This is a genomic window from Arthrobacter sp. A2-55, from assembly GCF_025548615.1.
Lineage (GTDB): Bacteria > Actinomycetota > Actinomycetes > Actinomycetales > Micrococcaceae > Specibacter > Specibacter silviterrae.
The window spans coordinates 21,688-44,732 of sequence record NZ_JAJLOZ010000034.1 but is presented as its reverse complement, the minus strand read 5'-3'; the positions used below and the strand labels follow the sequence as shown (position 1 = coordinate 44,732).

The 23,045-nt window shown below is 66.4% G+C and carries 22 protein-coding genes; 15 read left to right on the top strand and 7 right to left on the bottom strand.

Translation table 11 applies throughout. The features are described from left to right. Window positions 1-145 precede the first annotated feature (145 nt). Complete coding sequence (locus LPN03_RS11125) at window positions 146-955, bottom strand: helix-turn-helix transcriptional regulator (protein ID WP_165180652.1); 810 nt, start codon at window positions 953-955, stop codon at window positions 146-148. Between the two features lie 149 nt (window positions 956-1,104). Here LPN03_RS11125 and LPN03_RS11120 point away from each other — a divergent pair, with 149 nt between their 5' ends. Both LPN03_RS11120 and LPN03_RS11115 read left to right on the top strand, forming a co-directional pair. Beyond that, the gene (locus tag LPN03_RS11120) at window positions 1,105-2,496 is read left to right on the top strand and encodes an FAD-binding oxidoreductase (RefSeq protein ID WP_165180653.1); all 1,392 of its coding nucleotides are present in this window, start codon (window positions 1,105-1,107) and stop codon (window positions 2,494-2,496) included. Window positions 2,497-2,533: 37 nt separating this feature from the next. After that, a complete protein-coding gene (locus LPN03_RS11115) occupies window positions 2,534-2,728 on the top strand; it encodes a DUF1059 domain-containing protein (protein ID WP_165180654.1) in 195 nt (64 codons plus the stop codon). A gap of 72 nt (window positions 2,729-2,800) precedes the next feature. Here the strand turns inward: LPN03_RS11115 and LPN03_RS11110 are convergent, their stop codons facing one another. Continuing rightward, window positions 2,801-3,436, bottom strand: a complete 636-nt coding sequence (locus LPN03_RS11110) for a uracil-DNA glycosylase (RefSeq protein WP_165180655.1) — start codon at window positions 3,434-3,436, stop codon at window positions 2,801-2,803. Window positions 3,437-3,649: 213 nt separating this feature from the next. Between LPN03_RS11110 and LPN03_RS11105 the strand changes: the two genes are divergently transcribed. From LPN03_RS11105 to LPN03_RS11080, 6 genes are all read left to right on the top strand, one after another. After that, the gene (locus LPN03_RS11105; protein WP_165180656.1) at window positions 3,650-4,027 is read left to right on the top strand and encodes a PadR family transcriptional regulator; all 378 of its coding nucleotides are present in this window, start codon (window positions 3,650-3,652) and stop codon (window positions 4,025-4,027) included. Then, window positions 4,024-4,971 (top strand): permease prefix domain 1-containing protein, encoded by a 948-nt coding sequence (locus tag LPN03_RS11100; protein ID WP_262454273.1) that lies wholly within the window; start codon window positions 4,024-4,026, stop codon window positions 4,969-4,971. Before LPN03_RS11105 ends, LPN03_RS11100 begins: the two co-directional genes overlap by 4 nt. Window positions 4,972-5,126: 155 nt before the next feature. Further along, on the top strand, window positions 5,127-6,122 hold the full coding sequence (locus LPN03_RS11095) for an ATP-binding cassette domain-containing protein (protein ID WP_262454272.1): 996 nt from the start codon (window positions 5,127-5,129) through the stop codon (window positions 6,120-6,122). After that, a complete protein-coding gene (locus tag LPN03_RS11090; RefSeq protein WP_262454270.1) occupies window positions 6,119-6,904 on the top strand; it encodes an ABC transporter permease in 786 nt (261 codons plus the stop codon). Before LPN03_RS11095 ends, LPN03_RS11090 begins: the two co-directional genes overlap by 4 nt. Before the next feature lie 73 nt (window positions 6,905-6,977). Further along, on the top strand, window positions 6,978-8,216 hold the full coding sequence (locus tag LPN03_RS11085) for a pyridoxal phosphate-dependent aminotransferase (RefSeq protein WP_165180660.1): 1,239 nt from the start codon (window positions 6,978-6,980) through the stop codon (window positions 8,214-8,216). A 140-nt stretch (window positions 8,217-8,356) separates the two neighbouring features. Continuing rightward, window positions 8,357-9,415: an LLM class flavin-dependent oxidoreductase gene (locus LPN03_RS11080; protein ID WP_262454269.1), complete on the top strand. Its 1,059-nt coding sequence runs from the start codon at window positions 8,357-8,359 to the stop codon at window positions 9,413-9,415. A gap of 40 nt (window positions 9,416-9,455) precedes the next feature. On the opposite strand, the gene LPN03_RS11075 is transcribed toward LPN03_RS11080, so the two are convergent. Together LPN03_RS11075 and LPN03_RS11070 are read right to left on the bottom strand one after the other, a co-directional pair. Further along, complete coding sequence (locus LPN03_RS11075; protein ID WP_262454268.1) at window positions 9,456-10,166, bottom strand: SDR family NAD(P)-dependent oxidoreductase; 711 nt, start codon at window positions 10,164-10,166, stop codon at window positions 9,456-9,458. 101 nt (window positions 10,167-10,267) lie between these two features. Beyond that, window positions 10,268-11,275 (bottom strand): pirin family protein, encoded by a 1,008-nt coding sequence (locus tag LPN03_RS11070; protein WP_262454267.1) that lies wholly within the window; start codon window positions 11,273-11,275, stop codon window positions 10,268-10,270. A 316-nt stretch (window positions 11,276-11,591) separates the two neighbouring features. Here LPN03_RS11070 and LPN03_RS11065 point away from each other — a divergent pair, with 316 nt between their 5' ends. Both LPN03_RS11065 and LPN03_RS11060 read left to right on the top strand, forming a co-directional pair. Then, entirely contained in the window at window positions 11,592-12,950 is a 1,359-nt protein-coding gene (locus tag LPN03_RS11065; RefSeq protein ID WP_165180779.1) for an inorganic phosphate transporter, read from the top strand. Then, on the top strand, window positions 12,950-13,258 hold the full coding sequence (locus LPN03_RS11060; RefSeq protein WP_240901660.1) for a hypothetical protein: 309 nt from the start codon (window positions 12,950-12,952) through the stop codon (window positions 13,256-13,258). Before LPN03_RS11065 ends, LPN03_RS11060 begins: the two co-directional genes overlap by 1 nt. Before the next feature lie 124 nt (window positions 13,259-13,382). Here LPN03_RS11060 and LPN03_RS11055 read toward each other — a convergent pair whose 3' ends face one another. After that, window positions 13,383-13,841, bottom strand: coding sequence for a hotdog fold thioesterase (locus LPN03_RS11055; protein WP_240901661.1), 459 nt, complete (start codon window positions 13,839-13,841; stop codon window positions 13,383-13,385). Window positions 13,842-13,956: 115 nt separating this feature from the next. Here LPN03_RS11055 and polA point away from each other — a divergent pair, with 115 nt between their 5' ends. From polA to LPN03_RS11040, 3 genes are all read left to right on the top strand, one after another. Continuing rightward, entirely contained in the window at window positions 13,957-16,587 is a 2,631-nt protein-coding gene (gene polA / locus LPN03_RS11050) for a DNA polymerase I (RefSeq protein WP_262454274.1), read from the top strand. A 56-nt stretch (window positions 16,588-16,643) separates the two neighbouring features. Continuing rightward, entirely contained in the window at window positions 16,644-17,987 is a 1,344-nt protein-coding gene (locus LPN03_RS11045) for a GNAT family N-acetyltransferase (protein WP_165180665.1), read from the top strand. Window positions 17,988-18,093: 106 nt separating this feature from the next. Further along, the gene (locus tag LPN03_RS11040) at window positions 18,094-19,338 is read left to right on the top strand and encodes an NAD(P)/FAD-dependent oxidoreductase (RefSeq protein WP_165180666.1); all 1,245 of its coding nucleotides are present in this window, start codon (window positions 18,094-18,096) and stop codon (window positions 19,336-19,338) included. A gap of 32 nt (window positions 19,339-19,370) precedes the next feature. Here the strand turns inward: LPN03_RS11040 and LPN03_RS11035 are convergent, their stop codons facing one another. Next, a complete protein-coding gene (locus tag LPN03_RS11035; RefSeq protein ID WP_262454266.1) occupies window positions 19,371-20,123 on the bottom strand; it encodes an ABC transporter permease in 753 nt (250 codons plus the stop codon). 190 nt (window positions 20,124-20,313) lie between these two features. Here LPN03_RS11035 and rpsA point away from each other — a divergent pair, with 190 nt between their 5' ends. Further along, a complete protein-coding gene (rpsA, locus tag LPN03_RS11030; RefSeq protein WP_165180668.1) occupies window positions 20,314-21,792 on the top strand; it encodes a 30S ribosomal protein S1 in 1,479 nt (492 codons plus the stop codon). A 126-nt stretch (window positions 21,793-21,918) separates the two neighbouring features. Further along, window positions 21,919-22,284 carry a hypothetical protein gene (locus LPN03_RS11025; RefSeq protein WP_165180669.1) on the top strand — a complete coding sequence of 122 codons (366 nt, stop codon included), beginning with the start codon at window positions 21,919-21,921 and terminating at the stop codon, window positions 22,282-22,284. A gap of 26 nt (window positions 22,285-22,310) precedes the next feature. Here LPN03_RS11025 and LPN03_RS11020 read toward each other — a convergent pair whose 3' ends face one another. Beyond that, entirely contained in the window at window positions 22,311-23,033 is a 723-nt protein-coding gene (locus LPN03_RS11020) for an IMPACT family protein (protein WP_410468583.1), read from the bottom strand. Window positions 23,034-23,045: the final 12 nt, after the last annotated feature.

The following is a 23,045-nucleotide window of genomic DNA, read 5'->3' as shown; positions in this document are numbered from 1 at the left end:
CGCTGACAACCGTGCTTCCCTGTGGGGATGCCGGTGCAGCCGTGGAGCAGCCCGTGGTGGCAAGTACGGCGGAGGCGGCCAGTGCCAGTGCGACCGCCAGCGGCAGTTTCATGGTCTGAGCCTAGCCCAAGCCTGCCTGCACGGCTCAGTGCTCCGCCCCGCTGCTGTGCTGCCCGCTTAGAAGTTCCAAGTGGTTCAGGGCTTCGCTGTCGGCCGCAAATTTGGCGGCGGCTTGCGAGCGGTCCTGCACCTGGAGTTTGCGATAGGTGTGTTCGAGGTGTTTTGCGACAGTGCGGGGACTGCAGCCGGTCCGCCGGGCGATGGCGGCGTTGGTTTCGCCCGCTGCCACCCTTGAGAGAACGTCGAATTCCGCGTCAGTCAGCAGGGCCAGGGTCCGGCCTGGTGACGGGGCATAGTCCCTGTTCCGTTCCGCGGCCCGGACCAGGCAGGCGAAGGACTTGGCCAGGGGCCGCTGCAGCACTGCCAGGATGGCGCGGTCCGTTTCGGTGAAGTCGTGCTGTGAGCGGTTCAGGGCGATCCCTACCACTGTGGGGCCGGGCGCCTCCACGGTGATGGCCATTTGGTGTTCCACGGGGATCGGGCGAAAAAAGTACTCATAGAGGTCGAGCCGGTGGAAATGCCCCGTGTCGAGGAAGTCGCTCACCTTGACCGGGTCCACGTGGTGCGGGTCCTTGTAGTAGTTGACCAACGGGTGTTCAGCGACAAATTGCGCAAAGACCTGGCGGGTTTCCAGTGCCAGGCTGCCGGACGGGAAATCCCGGTAGCTGACACCCTGGGGCCCAATTTCGTTGTACGTTGCCACATCGCAGCCCAGCAGCGACGCCAGGGCCGGAAGCACCAATTCCGGAAATTGCTCAGGGCGGGACAGCGAATCCAGGCCCCCGACCAGGTCCACAACAATCTCCAGCTGGCGCAGCGATATGTACATGTCCATCGACCGATTTCACGATGCGGTTCGGCGGCAATGCCGTTCCGGCCAAGGGCCGGGGCGGCGTGCACAATGTGCGTATAGTCTACCGCCGCCCGTGTGCCTAGCGTAGGGGCTGGGAGGAAGCCTATGGCGACAATTGAGGACGGGACATCATGGACACCGGACAAGTGGCACAGTTGCGCGAGAGCATTCACGGAACAGTTATTTCCCCCCAGGATGCGGGCTATGACGCGGCGCGGGCCGTGTACAACGGCATGATCGACAGGCACCCTGCCGCCGTGGTCCAGGTCTCTGACGCCGGCGACGTGGTGGCCGCCGTCGCCTTTGCCCGCGGGCAGGGCCTGGACATCGCCGTCCGCGGCGGGGGCCACAGCGCGCCCGGTTTTGGGACGTGCGACGGCGGCTTGGTCATCGACTTCTCCAAGCGCACCGGCATCCGGGTCGACGCTGCCGCGCAGACGGCACGCGCGGAAGCCGGGACCACCTGGTCCGGATTCGACCACGCCACGCACACCTACGGGCTGGCGACCACGGGCGGCATCATCGGATCCACCGGCATTGCCGGGCTGACACTGGGCGGCGGCATCGGATACCTGGCGCGCAGGCATGGACTGGCCTGCGACAACCTGCTGCAGGCAGACGTGGTGCTGGCAGACGGCCGCCTGGTCAGCGCCAGCATTGACGAAAACGAGGACCTCTTCTGGGCCCTTCGCGGCGGCGGCGGAAACTTTGGAGTGGTGACTTCGCTGGAATATGCCCTGCATCCCGTCGACACCGTCTACGGCGGGGTTGTCATCTTTCCGGCCAGCGCGGGCCGTGAGGTGGGCGGGTTCTTCCGCGAGTACATTGCCGCAGCCCCGGAGGAATTTGGCGCGTTCCTCGGTTTCCACCAGGGCCCGCCCGTGCCATTCCTCCCGGAGGAGTTCCATGGAACACCCATTTGCGTGGTGGTGGGGGCCTGGTCCGGGGCCCTGGCCGACGGCGCCCGCATGTGGGAGCCGGTCCTGGCGGCAGGACCCGTGCTGGGACAGTTCACCGGGCCGATGCCCTACCCCGCGGTCAACGGGCTGTTTGACGCCCTGCTTCCGGCCGGGCTGCAGGCGTACTGGAAGGCGGACTTCATGGGGGAGCTCAGTGACGCGGCCCTCGGGGTTGCCGTTGACTTTGGTTCGAAGGTTCCCAGTGTCCAGTCCGCCAACCATTTCTATCCCATTGACGGGGCCGTGCAGCGCGTTGCTGCCGACGCCACGGCATTTGGGTACCGCGACGTTGGCTTTGCGCCTGTCATTGCGGGCATGTGGGAGGACCCCGCGGACAACGAGGCCAACATCAACTGGGTTCGGGACTATTGGACTGCGCTGCACCCTTACGCGGAGGCCGGCGGATACATCAATTTCATGGACGCCGACGACCAGCACCGCATCCAGGAAAACTATCGCGGGAACTTCGACAGGCTGGCCGCAGTCAAGGCCAAGTACGATCCGGACAACGTGTTCCACCTCAACCAGAACATCGTTCCGGCAGTGCCCGCCGCATCACGGTAGGGATGGCAGCCGGATGGCATGAAAGGAGGTGAATGAAATGGCACGGGTAATGATTGATTGCCGCAAGCTTCCCAGCGACGTGGGCTGCACACTGACCGTGGCGGGAACGGAGGAGGAAGTCCTGCCGGTCTCCACGGCCCACGCGGTGGCGGTGCACGGAGAAGTGGACGGCCCCGAGCTCCAGGAAATGCTCCGCAGCGCCATGGAACCTGCCGAAGCGGCCATGGCGTAGGACGCCGGCAACGGTGCAGGTGCCGCTCCGGGCGGCACCGGCTCCGTGCTGCCCGGCACGTTGGTGGTTCGGTCAGCGGCCCTTGACGGGAATGCCGTTGCGGGTCATGGACTCGGCGTATGCCTTGGCCGACTCCAGGAGCCAGCCTGCCTGCCGTTCGGCGGAGCCGGCAAAGCTGCGCCCGCTCAGGGAGCGGACCTTGTAGATCCCGAAGCCGCGCTTGTAGAGCATGGGCCCCTGGGCCTTCAGGAGTTGGTCGGCCAGGCGATGTGCCTCGGTGCCGTGCGCCACGAGGGCGGAAGCCCGGGGGACCAAGGTCAGGAACTTCACGAGGGGGCGCAGTCCCTGTTCAATCTGCTGTGCGCTCAAGCGGCCGTTGGCAGCACCGGGCGTGAACCACGGATGGACATTCCACGGCATGACATAGCTTGGCTTGAGCCCCAGCTGCCAGTGGATGCCGAGGAGGCGCGTGGCGGCCTGCTCGTCGCCGGCGGTGACAAAGCCGGCCTCATCCAGTTCCCCCACGTTGGAGAACAGGCTGATGATGCGGCACTCATCGACATCGTGCACCGGATCCACATACGCAACCTGCTGCCCGGGCCGGGCCTCGGCCAGTGCGTCGCAGAGTTCGGTGATGGGCGCTATGTTCTCGTCGTAACGACGGTTCCAGAGCTGTTCACGCAGTGATTCAGTAGCCACGGATGTCATTGAGGGCTTGGTCTCCTTGGGGTTTGGGAATGAGTGACCCGCGCTTCCCCAAAAGCGGGTTGGTCCAGCGATTGAGCCTACCAATTTTCCGCCGTTCATGGGCGCTGGAGGTTTGTGCTAGGCCCTGCGGCGGGCCGCAAGTGTGAGAAACTCAACAGCCATTTTCGATATACCCCTTCCCAGGCTAGTAGTTGATCAGATACAGTAATAGTCATGGTTCAGAACCCCAGCGAAAGCCCCCCGCAGTCCGAACCCTTTGCGGCCGACCTGCTGCGGGGCCACACGGACACGATCGTGCTGGGCGTCCTTCGCGGGGCCGAAAGCTATGGCTTCGAGATTTACAAGACCATCAGGGATGCCACAGGCGGCCTGTACGAAATCAAGGAAGCAACCCTGTACGCCACCTACCGCCGGCTGGTCAAGGACGGACTCGTCGAGGCCAGCTGGGGTGACGAGACCCAGGGCGGACGGCGCAAGTACTACCGCATCACCGACGCCGGCCGGGCCGTCTACGCCAAGAACGTCCAGTCGTGGACGGCAACACAGCGGATCATCAACACGCTCCTGAACGTGAAAGGCGGCACGCCATGAGCAGCGCCGAACACTCCAACATTCACCGCTACCTGGACGACGCCTTCGCTGGCCTGCCCATGAACGCCGAACTTCAGGACCTCAAGGAGGAAATCCGCTCCAACATGCAGTCAAGGGTGGCTGAACTGGAAGGGCAGGGCGTGGCGCCTGCCGCCGCGGCCGCCACGGCCATTGACGAGTTGGGCGACGTTCGGGCCATCATCGGGGACAGTGGCGCCGGAACCAACGAAGGAAGCAACGCAGGAAGCAACGGAAGAACCGCAGGAACCGTTGCCGAGCACCTGGCCGCGCACGCCGCCAACAAGGTCAGGCCACGGCCGGGCTTCGTCACAGGCACGGTGCTGTTGTCGGTCATTGCCCTGGCGGCCCTGCTGCTCTTTGTCCTGGTCCTGGGAGACCACGGTTCGCCGGCGCCTGCCGTCCTCTTCGGATTCGCCCTCGCCATGTGCGCAGGGGCCATCACGGCGTGGAGCCTGCAACAGGAGACCAGCCAAAACTATCCGCTGCCACGGCGCCGGGCCCTGGGATACGGCGCGGCGGCAGCGGCCGCCGTCGTCGGGCTGTGCCTGTGCGCGCTGGTGGCGGTGGCCGGCACCGGACTGCTGGTGGCGGGCATCTTCGTGGTGCTTGGCGCCACGGTCGGATTCATCCGGCTGGGCCTGTCCCAAACGAACCGGCGCAAGCCCTGGGTGCGGGCCATGGCCCGCGACTACCAGGCGCAGGACAGGTTCACGCAGGACCCTGTGGCGGCGGCCAGGTTCGGCATTTATACGGCCGCCATTTGGATTCTGGCGATCGCTGTCTTCATCTGGCTGACCTTCACCTTGGGCTGGGGGATCTCCTGGCTGGCCTTGCTGACGGGCCTGGCCCTGTTCCTGGTTGTCCTGGCGCGCATGCTCTTCCCCGCCGGGGAGGCTGAGCGGCGCCAGGCAAAGAGAGAGTAGTCCCAGGAAAAACAAACGGCCCGGATGTTCGAGCATCCGGGCCACCTGTTCCAACCATTGAGTCTCCCCAGGGGATTAGCCGCAGCGAACTCAAGGCACACCCACAGTTTACTGCAGCGGCCCCGTCGGCAGGCTCCGTTTCAAAGGAGCCCATCATGGCACACAACCCAACCCCGGCGGCCATCGAGGCCGGCGGCCTGACCAAGAGCTATCCCGGCGGCCGAGGAAAACCGCCCACCCGGGCCTTGGCCGGACTCAGTTTCGCGGTGGAGCCCGGCACCATTTTCGGCCTGCTGGGGCCCAATGGCGCCGGCAAGTCCACCACCGTCAAAATCCTGGCCACCCTGGCAACCGCCGACTCCGGCAAGGCCACCGTTGCCGGGCACGACGTCGGCCGGCACCCCGGGCGGGTCCGTCACGCCATCGGCTTTGTCGCCCAGAAGCAGGTGTCCGACCCCATGGACACGGGCCGGGAAAACCTGGTCCTGGCCGGCCGCCTCCAGGGCCTTTCCGGACCCGCGGCCAGGGCCCGGGCCACGGAGCTGCTGGAGCGCTTTTCCCTCACGGATGCCGCCGGGCGCCTGGTCAAGACGTATTCCGGCGGCATGGCCCGCAAGCTGGATGTCGCCATCGGCCTGATGCACCGGCCCCGGGTCCTTTTCCTTGACGAGCCCACCACCGGGCTGGACCCCGAGGCGCGCGCGGACATGTGGGCGGAGCTGGAAGGCATGGCCCGGGCCGAGGAGATGACGGTGCTGCTGACCACGCACTACCTGGAGGAGGCGGACAGGCTGGCCAAGCGGCTCGCCATCGTCGACAAGGGGCGGATCGTGGTCGAGGGCACCCCCGGGGAACTGAAAGACGCGCTGCACGGGGACGCCGTCGTCGTCGAACTTGCCGATCCTGCGCGGGACGCGGGCCGGGCCCGGGAGGTGGTGGCCGGAGCCGGACTGCTCCGGGAGATCCTGGCGGACGGCCGCTTCCTGCGGGGGAGGGCGGATGCTGGCGGAACCGCGCTGCCGGCAGTGCTTGCACGGCTGGAGGCGGCCGGCATCGCGGTCGTTTCCGCAACCGTCGCCCGGCCCAGCCTTGACGACGTCTACCTGCGCCACACCGGGCACGTCTTTGCGCAGCTGGAGGTGGCGGCATGAGCATCCTGGGCGCCACCACACACACCGCGATCCTCACGGCCCGCCAGTTGCGAGCGTTCGGGCGGATGCCGGTGTACCTGGCGATGAACCTCATCCAGCCCATCATCTGGCTGCTCCTGTTTGGGCAGCTGTTCAAGTCGGTGGTCAACATCCCCGGCTTCAGCGGAGGCAGCGACTACCTGGTGTTCCTGACCCCCGGCATTGTCATGATGATGGCCCTCTTTGGCAGCGCCTGGGCCGGGACGTCGTACATCCAGGACATGGACCGGGGAGTCATGGACAGGTTCCTCACCTCGCCCACCAGCCGCGGTGCCATGATTCTGTCCACCATGCTGTTCCAGGCCGTGCTGACGGTCCTCCAAACACTGGTGGTGCTGGGCGTGGCATGGCTTGCCGGTGCCAGGTTCGACGGCGGACTGCCGGGCCTGGCCGTCCTCCTTCTTTCCGCCGTGCTCCTGACGTTTGTGTTTGCCGCCTTCTCCAATGGCATGGCCCTGCTGGCGAAGACACAGACGGTCCTCATCGCCATCTCGCAGCTCATTTCCTTTCCGCTGATGTTCCTCAGTTCCGCCATCATGGACACCTCGCTTTCTCCCGCGTGGGTGGGCGTGGTGGCGCGGTTCAACCCCTTCGAATGGGCCGTCGCCGCGGGGCGCGGGGCGCTGCAGGCGGCGCCCGACTGGGGTTCGGTCTGGGGTTCTCTGGGACTGCTGGCGGCGCTTGCCGTGCTCATGACCTGGCTGGCCGCGCGGGCGTTCCGCTTCTACCAGCGCGGGCTGTAGAACGGCGGGGGCTGGCGGCCGGATGGTGGACAAATCCGGCCGCCCGGCCCCTGTTTGTGTGAAGATGGATGGCATGCGCCCCATGCAACACTCCAGCAAACTCGCCAATGTACGGTATGAACTTCGCGGCCCGATTCTTCACGCGGCCCAGAAGATGGAGGCGGAGGGCCACCGGATCCTGCGCATGAACCTTGGCGACACCGCGCCCTTCGGGCTGGAGGCCCCCGAATCCATTGTGGTGGACATGATCCACCACCTGCGCGGCGCCCAGGGCTACAGCGATTCCAAGGGCATCTTCTCCGCCCGCACCGCCATTTCGCAGTACTACCAGACCCGCGGCCTGATGAAGATCGGCGTCGAGGACATTTTCGTGGGCAACGGCGTGAGCGAACTGATCTCCATGACCCTGCAGGCGTTTTTGGAAAACGGCGATGAAGTGCTCATCCCGGCCCCCGACTACCCGCTGTGGACGGCCTCCGTGACGCTGACCGGCGGGGTTCCCGTCCACTACCTGTGCGACGAGGACAATGAATGGTGGCCGGACATGGCGGACGTCGCGGCCAAGATCACCCCGAACACCCGCGCCATCGTCATCATCAACCCGAACAACCCCACGGGCGCCGTTTACCCGCGGCACATCCTGGAGCAGTTTGTGGACCTGGCCCGGGACAACGACCTGGTCATCTTTGCTGACGAAATCTACGAAAAGATCCTCTACGACGGCCGCACGCACATCCACATGGCCTCCCTGGCCGACGATGTCTGCACACTCACGTTCAGCGGACTGTCCAAGGCCTACCGGATGCCCGGCTACCGGGCCGGCTGGGTGGCGCTGTCCGGGCCACGTGCCGCCATGGCGGACTTCAAGGAGTCGCTGGAGCTGATCGCCTCCCTGCGCCTGTGTTCCAACGTCCCAGCCCAGCACGCCATCCAAACGTCCCTGGGCGGCTACCAAAGCATCAACGACCTGACGAAACCCGGCGGGCGGCTGTGCGAGCAGCGCACCCGCGCCTCGGAGCTGCTCAACGCGCTGCCGGGCGTCTCCTGCGTCCCCGCCGCCGGCGCGATGTACCTCTTCGTGAAGCTGGACCCGGAGATGTATCCGATCGACAATGATGAGAAATTCGTCATCGACCTGCTGCAGGACCAAAAGCTCCTGGTGTCCCACGGCACCGCCTTCCATTGGCCCACGCCGGACCATTTCCGCTTCGTGGTGCTGCCCTCCGTTGGCGACATCGAAGAGGCCGTGCGCAGGATTTCCACCTTCCTGGCGGTCTACCGGCGCAAGTACGCCGCGGCAGCCCAGCGTTAGCCGGGCGGACGCCGCCTGCCGCCGACAGACGCCCGGGAATAGTTCCGGGCACGCCAAAGTTCCCAATGTAGATACAAACGCATATTCATGACCGGGGTGCTTGACCGCCTCGGCAGAACAACAGAGCGGACGGAACACACGTGGCAAACGGAGCAATTGAAGCCCCCGGCATTGAGCTGGGACTGGACACCTTTGGCGACGTCACCCTGGCGCCGGGCGGGGAAGCGAAGCCGGCCGCCCAGGTGATCCGCGACGTCGTCGAACAGGCCGTGCTGGCCGACTCCCTGGGCCTGGACTACTTCGGCGTGGGGGAGCACCACCGTGACGACTTCGCCATTTCCTCACCGGACATGGTCCTGGCGGCGATTGCCGGGCAGACGAAGCGGATCCGCCTTGGCTCGGCCGTCACCGTCCTCAGTTCCGACGACCCCATCCGAGTCTTCCAGCGCTTTTCCACGCTCGACGCCGTTTCCTCCGGCCGCGCCGAAGTCACCCTGGGCAGGGGGTCCTTCACGGAATCCTTCCCCCTGTTCGGCTTCGACCTGAGCCAGTACGAGGAACTGTTTGAGGAAAAGCTGGCGCTGTTCGCCGAACTCCTCAAGCAGGGCCCGGTCACGTGGAGCGGAAACACCCGGCCGGCCCTGACGGAGCAGATGGTCTACCCGCACACCGAATCAGGCGCGCTCAGGGCCTGGGTTGCGGTGGGCGGCAGCCCGCAATCCGTGGTCCGGGCAGCCCACCATGGGATGCCCCTCATGCTGGCCATAATTGGCGGGGAACCGCTGCAGTTCGCGCCGTTCGCCGACCTCTACCACCGTGCGCTGGCCGAGTTTGGCCGGCCAGAACTTCCCATCGGTGTGCATTCGCCCGGGCACGTGGCGGAGACGGACGAACAGGCCATGGAGGAGCTGTGGCCGCACTACGCAGCCATGCACAACCGCATTGGCCGCGACCGCGGGTGGCCGCCGCTGACCCGCCTGCAGTTCAACGCAGTGGCAAGCCCCAACGGCGCACTGGTGGTGGGCTCCCCGGAGACAGTTGCCCGGAAGATCACGAAAGTGGCGAAGGCGCTGAAGCTGTCTCGCTTCGACCTGAAGTACAGCCATGGCACGCTCCCGCACGACGCCATGCTCAGGAGCATCCAGCTCTACGGGTCCCAGGTGGCGCCGATGGTGCGGGAAAACCTCGCCAAGGGCTGAGCCGGCCCTCTGGCCGAATCCGGCCTTCTGGCCGGGCCGGTCACCAGGGGACGGCTTCGCCGCGATAGTCCAGGAATTGCAAGCCTCCCCGGCCGTGCTGGGCATCAATGGTGCGCACCAGGCGGGGGATGCTTTCCCCAATTGTCAGCGGGGCATTCGGGCCGCCAACGCCGGTGCCCTTGATCCACCCCGGCGCCATGAGCAGCAGGGTGCGGGGGTCGCGGGCGTTGCGGGCGGCGTAGCTGCGCATGAGCTGGTTGAGGGCGGACTTGCTGGCACGGTAGATCTCGAAGCCGCCACGGGTGTTGTTGGCGACGCTGCCCTGGCCGGAGGACATGACGGCGATGGTCCCCGCGGCGGAAACCAGGTCCTTGAATTCCTCGACAACGCGCAGGGGGCTGAGGGCGTTGGTGACCATGAGGCGGGTGAATTCTTCGGTGCTGACGTTCGCCGCTGTTTCGTTTGCGGCATTGGCCACCCCGGCATTGACGAACAACAGATCGAACCGTCGGGCGGCCAGCCTGCCGTGGAGGCTGGTGAGTTGGTCGGGGATGGTGATGTCCACGGTCTCGATCTCCAGGTGGCCGGCAGCACGGTCCTGCAGTTCATGCAGGGAGGTGCGGCCGGGTCCGCGCACCGTGGCAACCACGTTTGAACCGTTGTTGAGGTACTCCTCTGCCAGGGCCAAACCCAAGCCGCGGGAGGCCCCGATGATGAGAATTGAGGTGTTGGGTTTGGCTTGGCTCGTCATGAATCCCGTTTCCTTTTTCATGGTGCTGGACGTTGCATTCCTGCGACCCATTCAACACCCGGCCCCCCGACGCGGGTACCGGCGCCACGACGGAGGCAGGCCTAGCTTGGATTGCTCCGCGGGCGCAGGTTGACGGTGGGAAGCCCGGGGGCCGGCAGCGGCGGATCCACCTGGTTGGCGGGAAGCCCGAACTGGCGGTCCCCGCCCGGCACGCCGCCCATGCCGTCCGGCGTCGTCCCGAAGGCGGCAATCTCCGCCTGCCACGCCGCACGGAAAGCCACCACTTCCTCGTGGGAGCGCCCCACGAAGTTCCACCACATGACGATTGACTCGCCCAGGGGAGTTCCGCCGATCAGCAAAAGCCGCACCGGCGCCTGTCCGGCGACCAGCGTCAAGGACCCGCGCCCGGGGCCCGTGTACCCAAGTTCGCCCGGCGCCAGGGCGTTGCCGTCCACGCTGAGCGTGCCGGAATCGACCAGGAAGCCGTGTTCAAAGGCAGGGTCCACGTCCAAGCTGACGGTGGCGCCGGCGTCGAGCAGCAACTCCGCCCCCAGGAGGGGGGTGTGTGTAACCACCGGGGACGTCCCGCCGGCAAGCGACCCCAGGAAAACGCTGAGGGTCACCCCCGGCAGCTGCACGGGCACCGGCCGGAAGTGCTCAAATGTCGGTTCCATGAACCGGGCATGCTCCGGCAGGGCCACCCACAGTTGGGCTCCGTGCAGCACGGTGGTGCCGGGCGTGGAGTATTCGGAATGGCTGATGCCGCGGCCCGCCGTCATGAGGTTCAGCTCGCCGGGCCGGACCATGGCGTGATATCCGGCACTATCGGTGTGTTCCACCTCGCCGGTAAACAGCCAGCTGACGGTCTGCAGGCCTGTGTGCGGATGCGGCGGCACGGCCATCCCTCCCGTCGCCGAAACGTCATCCGGGCCGTAGTGGTCCACGAAGCACCACGCCCCAATGAGGGAGCGCTGGCGCTGCGGCAAAGTCCGGCGCACTGTCATCGCCCGGGGACCGCCCAGGGGGACCATCCGCGGTTCCAGCACCTCCACGGCGCCCGGACTGCTGGGGCAGAGGAGCTCCTGCGGCTCCGAATCCAAATTGCTCATCTCAATGCACCATTCCCTACGGCAGGTCGGCGGCCAGGGCCCTTTCCTTGAATCGTAGTGCGTGCCGGGCCGCCCTGCAGCGCGGCACCCGCGGCCCGGGAGCATACCGCCGGCAGGTAAACGCCAGCCAAACGCCAGCCAAAGAAATGGGTGGCGCCAGGCAAATCCGTCGTAGGATCGTAGGGGCTGGTTCCCCGCCCGGACAGGTTCCCCACGGCGCCCGCCATCCCGCACGCCGCAGTTGTCCGACTAGACTCTTTGCTGTTTCGCTTTTGCCCCCAATAGAAATGGATCTCGGGTGGATCACCTCACCTTCATGGTCGTGCTCGTCATTGCACTGGCTCTTTTCTTCGATTTCACCAATGGCTTTCATGACACGGCCAATGCCATGGCAACACCGATTGCCACCGGGGCCATCAAGCCCAAGACCGCCGTGGCGCTGGCAGCCATCCTGAACCTGGTCGGAGCGTTCCTCTCCACCGAGGTGGCGAAGACCATTTCCGGCGGCATCATCAACGAGAAGCAGTTTGCCATCACGCCGGCCATCATTTTTGCCGGGTTGATGGGGGCCGTGCTGTGGAACCTGTTCACCTGGCTTTTGGGCCTGCCGTCCAGTTCCTCGCACGCACTCTTCGGCGGATTGATCGGTGCGGCCATCGTGGGCACCTGGAACTTCGGGGCCGTCAATTTCCTGGTGGTGCTTTCCAAGGTCATTTTCCCGGCACTCCTTGCCCCCGCGGTTGCGGGCCTTGTTGCCTACGTGTGCACGAAGCTGGCTTATGGAATTACGCGCCGTTCGGACCCGGATTCCGGGGACAAGCTCACGCAGAAGCGCGGCGGGTTCCGACGCGGCCAGGTCTTCAGCTCATCGTTGGTGGCGCTGGCCCACGGCACCAATGACGCGCAGAAGACCATGGGCGTCATCACCCTGGTGCTGATAGCCTCCAATCTCCAGGAATCCGGCACCGGACCGCACATTTGGGTCATCACCGCGTGCGCGCTGGCCATTGCCGGCGGCACATATGCCGGCGGCTGGCGGATCATCCGCACGCTGGGTTCGGGCCTGACCGACGTCAAGCCGGCCCAGGGCTTTGCCGCTGAAACCAGCACCGCCGCAGCCATCCTGGCCTCCAGCCACCTGGGCTTTGCACTGTCCACCACCCACGTGGCGTCCGGTTCCGTGGTCGGCTCGGGCCTTGGTCGCAAGGGTTCCACCGTCCGCTGGGGCGCCATTGGCAAGATCAGCCTGGGCTGGCTGTTCACGCTGCCGGCTGCCGCCGTCGTCGGGGGGCTGGCTGCCCTGCTGATCCGCACCGGCGTCCTGGGCCTGGTCATCGTCACGGTGCTGGGCATCGGCGCAATCCTGTTCATGTTCTTCCTCTCCCAGCGGGAAACGGTCGACCACAACAACGCCATCAGCGACGTGGACGCGGTTGGCGAGGCCCTCCACATCCCCAGCAGGAAGGAGCGGGACCGCCTGGCGGCCAAGGCCCGCGCCGCAGCCAAGCTGGCCGACAAGGCCGCGAAGCGCGCCGCGGAAACGGCAGCCATCCGGGCCAAGGCGCAGGCGGCCGTGGACCAGGCGGACACCGCCGTCCTGAAGGCCATGACCAAGGCCGCACAGGCAGCAGAATCGCCCAAGGGCAAGAAGCAGACCAGCAAGAAGGGCAAATAATGCAGTTGGCCTCCATCACCGCCATGGCAGCAGCAGCTGCCTCCAAGCCCGTCATTGACTGGATGGGATTCGTTGTCGTTGCAGTGGTCACCCTGGTCGGGGCGGGCTTCGTTGTCGTCATGTACTCGCTGGGCGTGCGCCTGACAGCCGTCAGCGGCGACGGCGACGGCACCCGCGCCAGCCTCGCCGCCAAATGGGGCGCCTATGTGTCCTTCGGCTTCAGCGTGCTGGCCGTCGTCATCGGGATCGTGCTGATCGTTCCCCCGTTTTACAAGTTCGCCATGCACCTGTTCGGCATCACTGCCTGACTCTGCACGCAGCCCACCCCGTTCAAGAACGACGCCGGGCACCCGCCCTCCGCTGACAGCGGCACGCGGGTGCCCGGCGTCGTTTGTTGACGGCGGCGGGCGGGCCGGGCGGGGCGGAAAGTGCTCAGTTGTCCAGGATCATGTTCGTGATCCTGGCGGTGGAGAGCTTGCGGCCCTCCGGATCCGTCATGACCACTTCATGGGTGGCCAGCGTCCGGCCCAGGTGGATGGCGGTGGCGGTGCCCGTGACCAGTCCGGACTTGATGCCGCGGTGGTGGGTGGCGCCAATCTCGATCCCCACCACGTGGCGGTGCGGACCGGCATGCATCGCGGCGGCAAAGGAGCCCAGCGTCTCGGCCAGGACCAGGTGGGCGCCCCCGTGGAGCAGCCCGGCCACCTGGGTGTTGCCCTCGACGGGCATCGTGGCCGTCATGTGCGCGGCGGACATCTCGCCGAACACGATCCCCATCTTCACCACCAGGGCGCCGACCCCCATGTGGGACAGCCATTCATGCATCTCCTCGGGAACCCCCGCGGCCACGAGTTCGGCGGTATGGGCATGTGGCGTGAAATTACTGTTCATGATGACTAGGCTGGCACCTGTGAGTGAATCTGCCAAGACGGCCCCCCCGACACCTGTTTCCGCTGCCACCCAGGACGGGGAAACGCCGCGCCTGCTGGTGATCGACGGCCATTCCATGGCATTCCGCGCCTTTTACGCCCTGCCGCCGGAGAATTTCGCCACGGACACCGGCCAGCACACCAACGCCGTCCACGGCTTCACGTCCATGCTTTTGACCATGATCCGCCAGCAAAAGCCCACACACGTGGTGGTTGCCTTCGACCTGGACACCCCCACCTTCCGGTCCCTGGAGTACACGGAATACAAGGGGGGGCGCAACAAAACGCCCGAGGACTTCTACGGGCAGATCGACCTCATCATCAAGGTCATGGCCGCCATGAACATCCCCACCATCTCCGTAGACGGCTTCGAGGCGGACGACATCATTGCCACGCTCTCCGTCCAGGGTGAAACCGCCGGCTGGGACGTGCTGGTGGTGTCGGGGGACCGGGACGCCTTCCAGCTCATCACCGACAAGGTGCTGGTGCTCTACCCCAAAAAGGGCATCTCCGACATCCCGCCCATGGACGCCGCCGCGGTGGAAGCAAAGTACTTCGTGCCGCCCAACAGGTATTCGGACCTGGCCGCGCTGGTCGGGGAGACGGCCGACAACCTCCCCGGCGTGCCGGGGGTTGGCCCGAAGACGGCTGCCAAGTGGATCAACCAGTACGGCGGCCTCGAGGGCATCCTGGACAACCTGGACTCGATCGGCGGGAAGGTGGGCGAGTCACTGCGTGCCCACGTGGACGACGTCAAGCGCAACCGCCGCCTCAACCACCTGCTGCGGGACATGGAACTCCCCGTTGCCCTGGATGACATGGTCCTCCAGGCGCCTGACCGCGAGGCTGTGGAGGAGCTCTTCGACGCCCTCCAGTTCAACACCCTCCGCAAGCGCCTCTTCGACCTGTTCGGTGAGGAGGAGGAGCACGACGACGGCGAGGGCCACCAGGTGCCAGCCCACCAGTTGGTCACGGAGGCTGCCGCGCTGAAAAAGTGGCTCGCGGCCGGCAAGGCCACGCTGACCGCCGTGGACGTGCTGAGCGAGCCCCTGGGTCTCCAGCGGGAGGCAGTTGCGGTGGCGCTGGTCCGCGCGGACTCGGCCGCCGTCGTCGAACTCGGGACGGCAGACGAGGCCCTTGACAGGCAACTCGGCACGTGGCTGGCGGGGGACGCGCCCAAGGTGGTCCACGAATACAAGGAAGCGCTCAAGGCGCTGGCCCCCCGCGGGCATTCGCTGGGAGGAGTGGTGGATGACACGTCACTGTCCGGCTACCTGATCCAGCCCGACCGCCGCAGCTACGACCTGCCGGACCTGAGCCAGATGCACCTCAAGGTCACCTTCGCCGCGGCCGGCACCTCAGACGCCGGCCAGCTTGACCTGGGCCTGGAAGGCGGGGCCAGGTTCGCCGACGCCGTCCAGCGCGGCTACGTGGCCCTCCTGCTCAGCGAACACTTTGCCCCGATGCTGGCGGAGCGCGGCGCGGCCACACTGCTGGCACAGCTGGAACTGCCGCTCGCCGCCGTCCTGGCGCAAATGGAACTGACAGGCATTGACGTCTCCCAGGAGCGCCTCGACGCCCTCCTGGCTGATTTCACGGCAGCCATGAACGCCGCCCAGGCAGCGGCCTTTGATGCCATCGGCCACGAGGTGAACCTGGGCTCGCCGAAGCAGCTGCAGGAGGTGCTCTTTGAGGAGCTGGGCCTGCCCAAGACCAAGAAGATCAAGACCGGCTACACCACGGACGCGGCCTCCCTGAAGGCCCTGCTGGAAAAGACCGGACACGAATTCCTGGCCCAGCTCATGGCACACCGCGAGGCATCCAAGCTCAAGCAGATGGTGGAAACCCTGAAGAAGTCAGTGGACGCCGACGGGCGCATCCACACCACCTACGCACAAAACGTGGCTGCCACGGGCCGGCTGTCCTCCAACAACCCGAACCTGCAGAACATCCCCATCCGCAGCGAAGAGGGGCGCCGCGTCCGCGACCTGTTCGTGGTCAGCGACGGCTATGAATGCCTGCTGGCAGCGGACTACTCGCAGATCGAAATGCGCATCATGGCCCACCTGTCCGGGGACGCCGGCCTCATCCAGGCATACGCCCAGGGTGAGGACCTGCACCGCTACGTGGGATCGCACGTGTTCGGCGTTGCCCCCGAGGAGGTCACCTCCGCCATGCGCTCCAAGGTCAAGGCCATGTCCTACGGGCTGGCCTACGGGCTGACCAGCTTTGGCCTGTCCAAGCAGCTGGAAATCTCGGTGGATGAGGCCCGCACCCTGGTCAAGGACTACTTCGACAGGTTTGGCGGGGTGCGCGACTACCTGCGCGGCGTGGTCGAACAGGCCCGCATTGACGGCTTCACCTCCACCATTGAGGGCCGCCGCCGCTACCTGCCGGACCTGACCAGCACGGACCGCCAGCTCCGCGACCTGGCCGAACGCGTGGCGCTGAATTCGCCCATCCAGGGATCCGCCGCCGACATCATCAAGCACGCCATGCTCGGTGTTGCCGCGGAACTGGACAAGCAGGGGCTCAAGTCCCGCATGCTTCTTCAGGTCCACGACGAACTGGTCCTGGAGATCTGGCCGGGGGAGCGGGACGCCGTCCAGGCGCTGGTCGTGGCCCAAATGGGGGCTGCCGCAGACCTGTTGGTGCCGCTGGAAGTCCAGGTCGGCGTCGGCTCCAGCTGGAACGACGCCGGCCACTAGCCGCCCCGCCCGCCCCACAGACAGCCAGAGAAAAACGGACCTACGGAGGAAGCACCATGAGCCACGAGCGTGAGATCCCCGGCCGGAATCCGCGGTCGTTCCCTTATGAACTGCGCTCGTTTCCCGTCCGGCTGGTTGACGGGGTGGTCCCCGAGGAAGTCGCCAAGTGGTCCCAGGCCGTTGCACTCGGTTTCTACGGGGACGCGCCCACAGGGGAGAACCTGGCCAAGTTCGCCGTGCTGGAACAGGCTGACGGGCGCATGGCCACGGGCGCGTACCTGAAGGACGCGGCCGCCCCCGCGGGTGCATGGGGCCCGGAGTACCCGGTGGCCACCTACGCGTACCACCGCAAGAACCTCAACGTCGGCGGGGGCACCCTGCTGCCGGTGCACCAGATCACCGCGGTCACCGTGCGCCCCAGCCACCGGCGCCGAGGGATCCTGCGTGCCATGATCAGCTCCGACCTGGCCCAGGCCAAGGCCGCCGGCATCCCCCTGGCCGCGCTGACCGCGTCCGAGGCAACCATCTATGGCCGTTTCGGCTTTGGCGTCGCCACCCACAAGTGCACGGTGGAAGTGGCCACGCGGGGCGGCATTGCCTTCCACAACCCGTCCGCCGCTGCGCAGGGAACCGTGGAGGTGGCCGATCCGCTGGTGGTCCGTGACCTGCACCATGAAATTTTTGCCCGCGTGCACGCTGCCACCTACGGGTCGATCGGCCGGCACGACATGTACCGGCTGGTGGCCTCGGGCCAGGGCAATTACGCGTCCATGACCCCGGTGCGCAACATCCGGGCCGCGCTGCACTACGACGACGCCGGCGAGATCGACGGGTATGTCACCTACAGGCCAAACGAGGAAGCGAAGCCGCCCACGGTTGAGGTGGTGGACCTGCTGGCGGTCGGTGAAAGTGCATATTTGGCGTTGTGGAACTATCTGGGCTCCTTGGACCTGATCGAACGGATCACGTGGACCATGGCACCGGAAGTGGACCCGCTGGAATGGGCCATGGCTGCCAAGCGCGACTACAACCGCACCGGCACCGAGGACCACCTGTGGCTGCGCATCCTGGACACGCCTGCAGCCCTGGCCGCACGGCACTACCTTTCCGACGGCAGCATCACGGTCCACGTGGGGGACCCCCTGGGCCACGCGTCCGGCATTTTCCGCATTGACGTGGTCCACGGGATGGCCACCGTGAAACGCTGCCCCGAAGACGGCTCCGTTGAAGCAGAGCTGGGCTTGGGGGTCAGCGAACTGTCCAGCATCTACCTGGGTGCTGTCAGCGCGCGCACCCTGTCCGCCGCGGGACGGGTCCGGGAGGACGTCCCGGGGGCCGTGGCCCGCTTCGACGCACTCTTCGCCCCGCCGGGCCCCGCCCACAGCCTGACAAACTTTTAGGCGCCTGCCCCTGTCCTGCCACTTCGCCCGTGTCGCGGGTAGGATGCATCACAAGAGGCAGCAGTTCCACGGCCGGCGGGCCCGGCACGGATGAAGGAGCCAGGCAATGGAAACGTCGTTCCAGGTCATCGTGGTGGGCGGAGGCTTTGCCGGCGTGGCCGCCGTCAAGGAACTGGGCCGCAAGGGCGTGAAGGTGCTGCTCATTGACCAGCACAACTACCACCAATTCCAGCCCTTGCTCTACCAGGTGGCGACAGCGCAGATTGGCGTCTCCGAGGTCACGCGGACGTTCCGCGGCCTGTTCCAGCGCTACCGCAGCGCCACCGTGCTCACGGCGAAGGTGGCGTCCGTGGACGTTGCGGCCCACACCGTCACCACGGACCAGGGCGACACCTTCCACGCCGACATCCTGGTCCTGGCTGCCGGCGCCGAGGCGAACTACTTCAACACCCCCGGCGCCCAGGAGAATGCCTACCCCCTGTATTCCGTGACTGACGCGGTGCGACTGGGCAATGCCATGGTCCACACGCTTGACGCGGCCCAACGGGACAGTGGTGGCGGCGGCGTGCACATTGTGGTGGTCGGCGGCGGGCCCACGGGCGTGGAGACGGCGGGGGCCATCGCCGAGAACTTCAAATACGTCATTCCCAAATACTTTTCCCCGGAACTGGCCGCGAACTCAAGCGTCCATCTCGTGGACATGGTCCCGAGCGTGCTGACGCCCTTTTCGGACAAGTCCAAGGCCTACGCCACGAAGCGCCTCCAGGAGGCCGGCGTCGTGCTCAAGATGGGCTCCGGCGTCACCGACGTCCGCCAGGACGGCGTGACCTTTGCCGACGGCACCTCGCTGCCCGCCCAAATTATTGTCTGGGCCGGCGGGCTCAAGGCAGGTGCCGTTGTCGCCGCGTCGGGCCTGGAACAGGGACGCGGCGGCCGCATTGACGTCAACCCGGACCTGACGGCCCCCGGCGCCCCCGGCGTCTACGTCCTCGGCGATGCAGCCAACATGACCGACGCCCACGGAGTGAAACTGCCCCAGTTGGGCTCATGTGCCCAGCAGGCGGGAAAGTGGGCTGCCCGCAACATCCACGCCGACCTCACCGGCGGCACGCGGGCACCGTTTGCCTATGTGGACAAGGGCTACATGGCCATGATTGGCCGGGGCGCCGCGGTGGCCGAGCTGGGCCCCAAGCGCATCCAAATGCAGGGACCGCTGGCGTTTCTGGCCTGGCTGGGCGTCCATGTGGTGCTGCTGTCGGGCAACCGCCAGCGCATCAGCGCCCTGGTTTCGTGGGCGGACGACTACCTCACCCACAGCCGCTCCCACGTGGTCCTGGGCAACCCCGACTGACAGTCGGGCCCTGCCGGGGCCCGGGGGATGCTTCAGGCGGGCTCCCGCACCCACGCTCCGCGGCAGGCCAGCCAGAGCGTGGCCGCGGCTGCCGTCGAGTTGACCAGCAGCAGTGAAATCAACACCAGCAGCTGGATGAGGCCTGCATCCAAGGGGGTGGCACCGCCCAGGATCATCCCCACGAACGCGCCGGGCAGGGTCACCAGGCCGGCCGTGCGGGTTTGGTCGATGGAGGGCAGCACAGCCTCCCCGGCCACCGGGCGGCCCACCATGAGCCGGGCTGCCGGCCACTGGAATCCAAGCGCGACGGCGGCCTCCACCTCGCCGCGGCGCACGTCCAGTTCGTCCCGCACACGCCGCCCGCCCAAGGTCACGGTGGACATGGCCCCGCCGATTTGCTGGCCCACCACGGCAATGATGGCCAGGGCGTTGAACGGCAGCACGCCCGCCGCAAACATCAAGGCAGCCACCGGCACCACCCCGGCCGCCAGCGGGACGGCGGCCATCCACCACCGGCCCGACGGCGCCACCCGGTGGCCGGAGGTCCAGACGGCCACCACAAACATCAGCCCCACAAAGGCGAACGCCCAGGCGCCGCGGTTGGCCAGGAACGCGATGACCAGCGCAACGGCGGCCAGCTGCACCAGGGCGCGCAGCCCCGCCACCAGCATTTGGGCAGGGGAGCCCTCCAGGGCCAGGCGCCAGACTGCGGCGGCCAGGACCAGCAGGGCGGCCAGCAAAATCCAGGCAGCGGGGCCCAAAACCAGGAGGGTCGATTTATCCACAATCGCCATTATTGCCGCCGCACCCGGGTTTTGCGCTCCTAGGCGCGAACAACTAGACTAAATGGGCACGTAATGGGCGGTCAATCCTGCCCGGAACCGTGCAGGCACCATCCGCAGGAACCCCTGCAACCATCATCATTAGCCGGACGTGTCCGGCCCAGCCAACTATCCACATCGGAGCCCCTACTACATGACCATCACGACCCACGAGAAGACTGGTACCCCTGTTGTTGCGATCAACGACATCGGTACTGCTGAAGAATTCCTCGCCGCAGTGGACGCAACCATCAAGTACTTCAACGACGGCGATCTCGTCGAAGGTGTTGTTGTCAAGGTTGACCGCGACGAAGTTCTGCTCGACATCGGTTACAAGACCGAAGGTGTCATCCCCTCCCGCGAGCTTTCCATCAAGCACGACGTCGACCCCGGGGACGTTGTCTCCGTGGGCGACCAGGTCGAAGCCTTGGTCCTCACGAAGGAAGATAAAGAAGGCCGCCTGATCCTCTCCAAGAAGCGCGCACAGTACGAGCGCGCCTGGGGCGACATCGAGAAGGTCAAGGAAGAAGACGGTGTCGTCACCGGTACCGTCATCGAGGTGGTCAAGGGTGGTCTTATCCTCGACATCGGCCTGCGCGGCTTCCTGCCCGCATCGCTCGTCGAGATGCGCCGTGTGCGCGACCTGGCTCCGTACATCGGCCAGCAGATCGAAGCCAAGATCATCGAGCTGGACAAGAACCGCAACAACGTGGTCCTGTCCCGCCGTGCCTGGCTCGAGCAGACCCAGTCCGAGGTTCGCTCCACGTTCCTCAACAAGCTGGAAAAGGGCCAGGTTCGTCCCGGCGTTGTTTCCTCCATCGTCAACTTCGGTGCCTTCGTGGACCTGGGCGGGGTGGACGGCCTCGTCCACGTTTCCGAGCTGTCCTGGAAGCACATCGACCACCCGTCCGAGGTTGTCGAAGTTGGCCAGGAAGTCACCGTCGAGGTGCTCGAAGTGGACCTGGACCGCGAGCGCGTGTCGCTCTCGCTCAAGGCTACGCAGGAAGATCCGTGGCAGACCTTCGCCCGCACGCACGCGCTGGGCCAGGTTGTCCCCGGAAAGGTCACCAAGCTGGTTCCGTTCGGCGCGTTCGTTCGCGTTGAAGACGGCATCGAAGGCCTGGTCCACATCTCCGAGCTGGCCGTGCGCCACGTGGAGCTGGCCGAGCAGGTTGTCTCCGTGGGCGACGAACTGTTCGTCAAGGTCATCGACATCGACCTGGAACGCCGCCGCATCTCGCTGTCCCTCAAGCAGGCCAACGAAGGTGTCGACGTCGACTCCACCGAGTTCGACCCGGCCCTCTACGGCATGGTTGCCGAGTACGACGAAGAGGGCAACTACAAGTACCCCGAGGGGTTCGACCCCGAGTCGAATGAATGGCTCGAAGGCTACGAGAGCCAGCGCGCCGTCTGGGAGCAGCAGTACGCTGACGCCCAGGCCCGCTGGGAGTCCCACAAGAAGCAGGTTGCCCAGCACGCCGCAGAAGATGCAGCAGCTGACGGTGCCGGTGCCAGCGGCGAAGCCGCAGGCACCAGCTACTCCTCCGAGCCGGCTGTCTCCGACGCCGGAGCCGGCACCCTGGCTTCCGACGAGGCCCTGGCCGCCCTGCGTGAGAAGCTCACCGGAAACTAATTTCCGACAGGCGTCCAACGCTTCAGTGATCGGGTCCTCCACCTTCAGGTGGGGGACCCGTTCCCTTTAACAGCCCGGCACCCCACCAAGGAGTGCTGCACCCAGCCACCACACGAAAGGTCAGGCATGCCCGCGTCGACTTGGATGAAGGTTGCCCGCTCCGGAGACGGCGAGACCGTCGGCTATCTGGCGCCGCTGGCCCCCGACTGGTCCGAAGTCCAGCCGTACAACCTGCTGGGCCACGCCGTGGGCGGGCCCACCGACTTCCTGGCGGGTGAGGAACGGCTGCTGGAACGTGGGATTTCTGAGCTGGCGGAACGCTGGCAGTTGCGCGACCCGGATCCTGAACTGTGCAACGGCGTCGTCATACTGGAGGTATCCCAGGACGGCATTGTCGTGGCTCACGCCGACCTCACCAAGGCACTCGTCTTTGGGAAGCGCCTCACGGTGCCGTGGCCGGACGTGGCAGGGGCCCTGGCCCGCGAACGCTGAATCGGCCGGACCATCGGACGGGCGCTTCAGCGCGCCGCCAGCGGCCTATCCACCCAATCCGTGCCAGCCGGCACCAGCATGGCCCGGCCCGCCGTCAGCGAGGCCAGCTTGTCCTGCGCCGCGGCAATCACGGAGGAATCGTCGGCCATCGCCAGCCCCACCAAGGTGGTGGCGGCACCGTAGCTGTTGCCCGTCATGGTGTAGCCGGCACTGCGGAGCTCGTGCTCCAGCCGCCCCGCGTCCCCATGCGCCACAGCCACCGTAAACAGCTGCATGCGGTCCCGTCGCACCAGCGGCGCCACGGCAAGGGAGCTGCTGACGGACTCCGAGTACGCCCGCACCAGCCCTCCGGCACCGAGCAGGATGCCCCCAAAATAGCGCACGACGACGGCACACACGTCGCTGAGCATGGCCTCCGGAACGGCGCCGCCCCCGGTGTCGCGCTTGAGCAGTGCCTCAAGCATGGGCAGCCCGGCCGTGCCGGAGGGCTCGCCGTCGTCATGGGAGCGCTGCACACCCCGCCCGGGACCCAGCACAAACGCCGAACAATGGTGCCTGGCGTCGTAAAACTCCCTCCGGAGTTCGGCCACCAGCAGCCGGGCCGCGGACTCATCCTCCACGCGCCGCAGCACCGTGATGAAACGGGACTTCTTCACCACCAGCTCATGGCGCACGTCCGGCCCGGCTGCCAGGGTGGCGTAGCTGCTGATTCCAGGCGTGGCGGCAGGCTGCTCGGAGTGGGTCACCAGGACAGTCTAGTG

Coding starts and splice junctions, on each gene's coding strand:
- LPN03_RS11125 (WP_165180652.1), bottom strand. CDS start 955: ATGGACATGTACATATCGCTGCGCCAGCTGGAGATTGTTGTGGACCTG.
- LPN03_RS11120 (WP_165180653.1), top strand. CDS start 1,105: ATGGACACCGGACAAGTGGCACAGTTGCGCGAGAGCATTCACGGAACA.
- LPN03_RS11115 (WP_165180654.1), top strand. CDS start 2,534: ATGGCACGGGTAATGATTGATTGCCGCAAGCTTCCCAGCGACGTGGGC.
- LPN03_RS11110 (WP_165180655.1), bottom strand. CDS start 3,436: ATGACATCCGTGGCTACTGAATCACTGCGTGAACAGCTCTGGAACCGT.
- LPN03_RS11105 (WP_165180656.1), top strand. CDS start 3,650: ATGGTTCAGAACCCCAGCGAAAGCCCCCCGCAGTCCGAACCCTTTGCG.
- LPN03_RS11100 (WP_262454273.1), top strand. CDS start 4,024: ATGAGCAGCGCCGAACACTCCAACATTCACCGCTACCTGGACGACGCC.
- LPN03_RS11095 (WP_262454272.1), top strand. CDS start 5,127: ATGGCACACAACCCAACCCCGGCGGCCATCGAGGCCGGCGGCCTGACC.
- LPN03_RS11090 (WP_262454270.1), top strand. CDS start 6,119: ATGAGCATCCTGGGCGCCACCACACACACCGCGATCCTCACGGCCCGC.
- LPN03_RS11085 (WP_165180660.1), top strand. CDS start 6,978: ATGCGCCCCATGCAACACTCCAGCAAACTCGCCAATGTACGGTATGAA.
- LPN03_RS11075 (WP_262454268.1), bottom strand. CDS start 10,166: ATGACGAGCCAAGCCAAACCCAACACCTCAATTCTCATCATCGGGGCC.
- LPN03_RS11070 (WP_262454267.1), bottom strand. CDS start 11,275: ATGAGCAATTTGGATTCGGAGCCGCAGGAGCTCCTCTGCCCCAGCAGT.
- LPN03_RS11065 (WP_165180779.1), top strand. CDS start 11,592: ATGGTCGTGCTCGTCATTGCACTGGCTCTTTTCTTCGATTTCACCAAT.
- LPN03_RS11060 (WP_240901660.1), top strand. CDS start 12,950: ATGCAGTTGGCCTCCATCACCGCCATGGCAGCAGCAGCTGCCTCCAAG.
- LPN03_RS11055 (WP_240901661.1), bottom strand. CDS start 13,841: ATGAACAGTAATTTCACGCCACATGCCCATACCGCCGAACTCGTGGCC.
- polA (WP_262454274.1), top strand. CDS start 13,957: ATGGCATTCCGCGCCTTTTACGCCCTGCCGCCGGAGAATTTCGCCACG.
- LPN03_RS11045 (WP_165180665.1), top strand. CDS start 16,644: ATGAGCCACGAGCGTGAGATCCCCGGCCGGAATCCGCGGTCGTTCCCT.
- LPN03_RS11040 (WP_165180666.1), top strand. CDS start 18,094: ATGGAAACGTCGTTCCAGGTCATCGTGGTGGGCGGAGGCTTTGCCGGC.
- rpsA (WP_165180668.1), top strand. CDS start 20,314: ATGACCATCACGACCCACGAGAAGACTGGTACCCCTGTTGTTGCGATC.
- LPN03_RS11025 (WP_165180669.1), top strand. CDS start 21,919: ATGCCCGCGTCGACTTGGATGAAGGTTGCCCGCTCCGGAGACGGCGAG.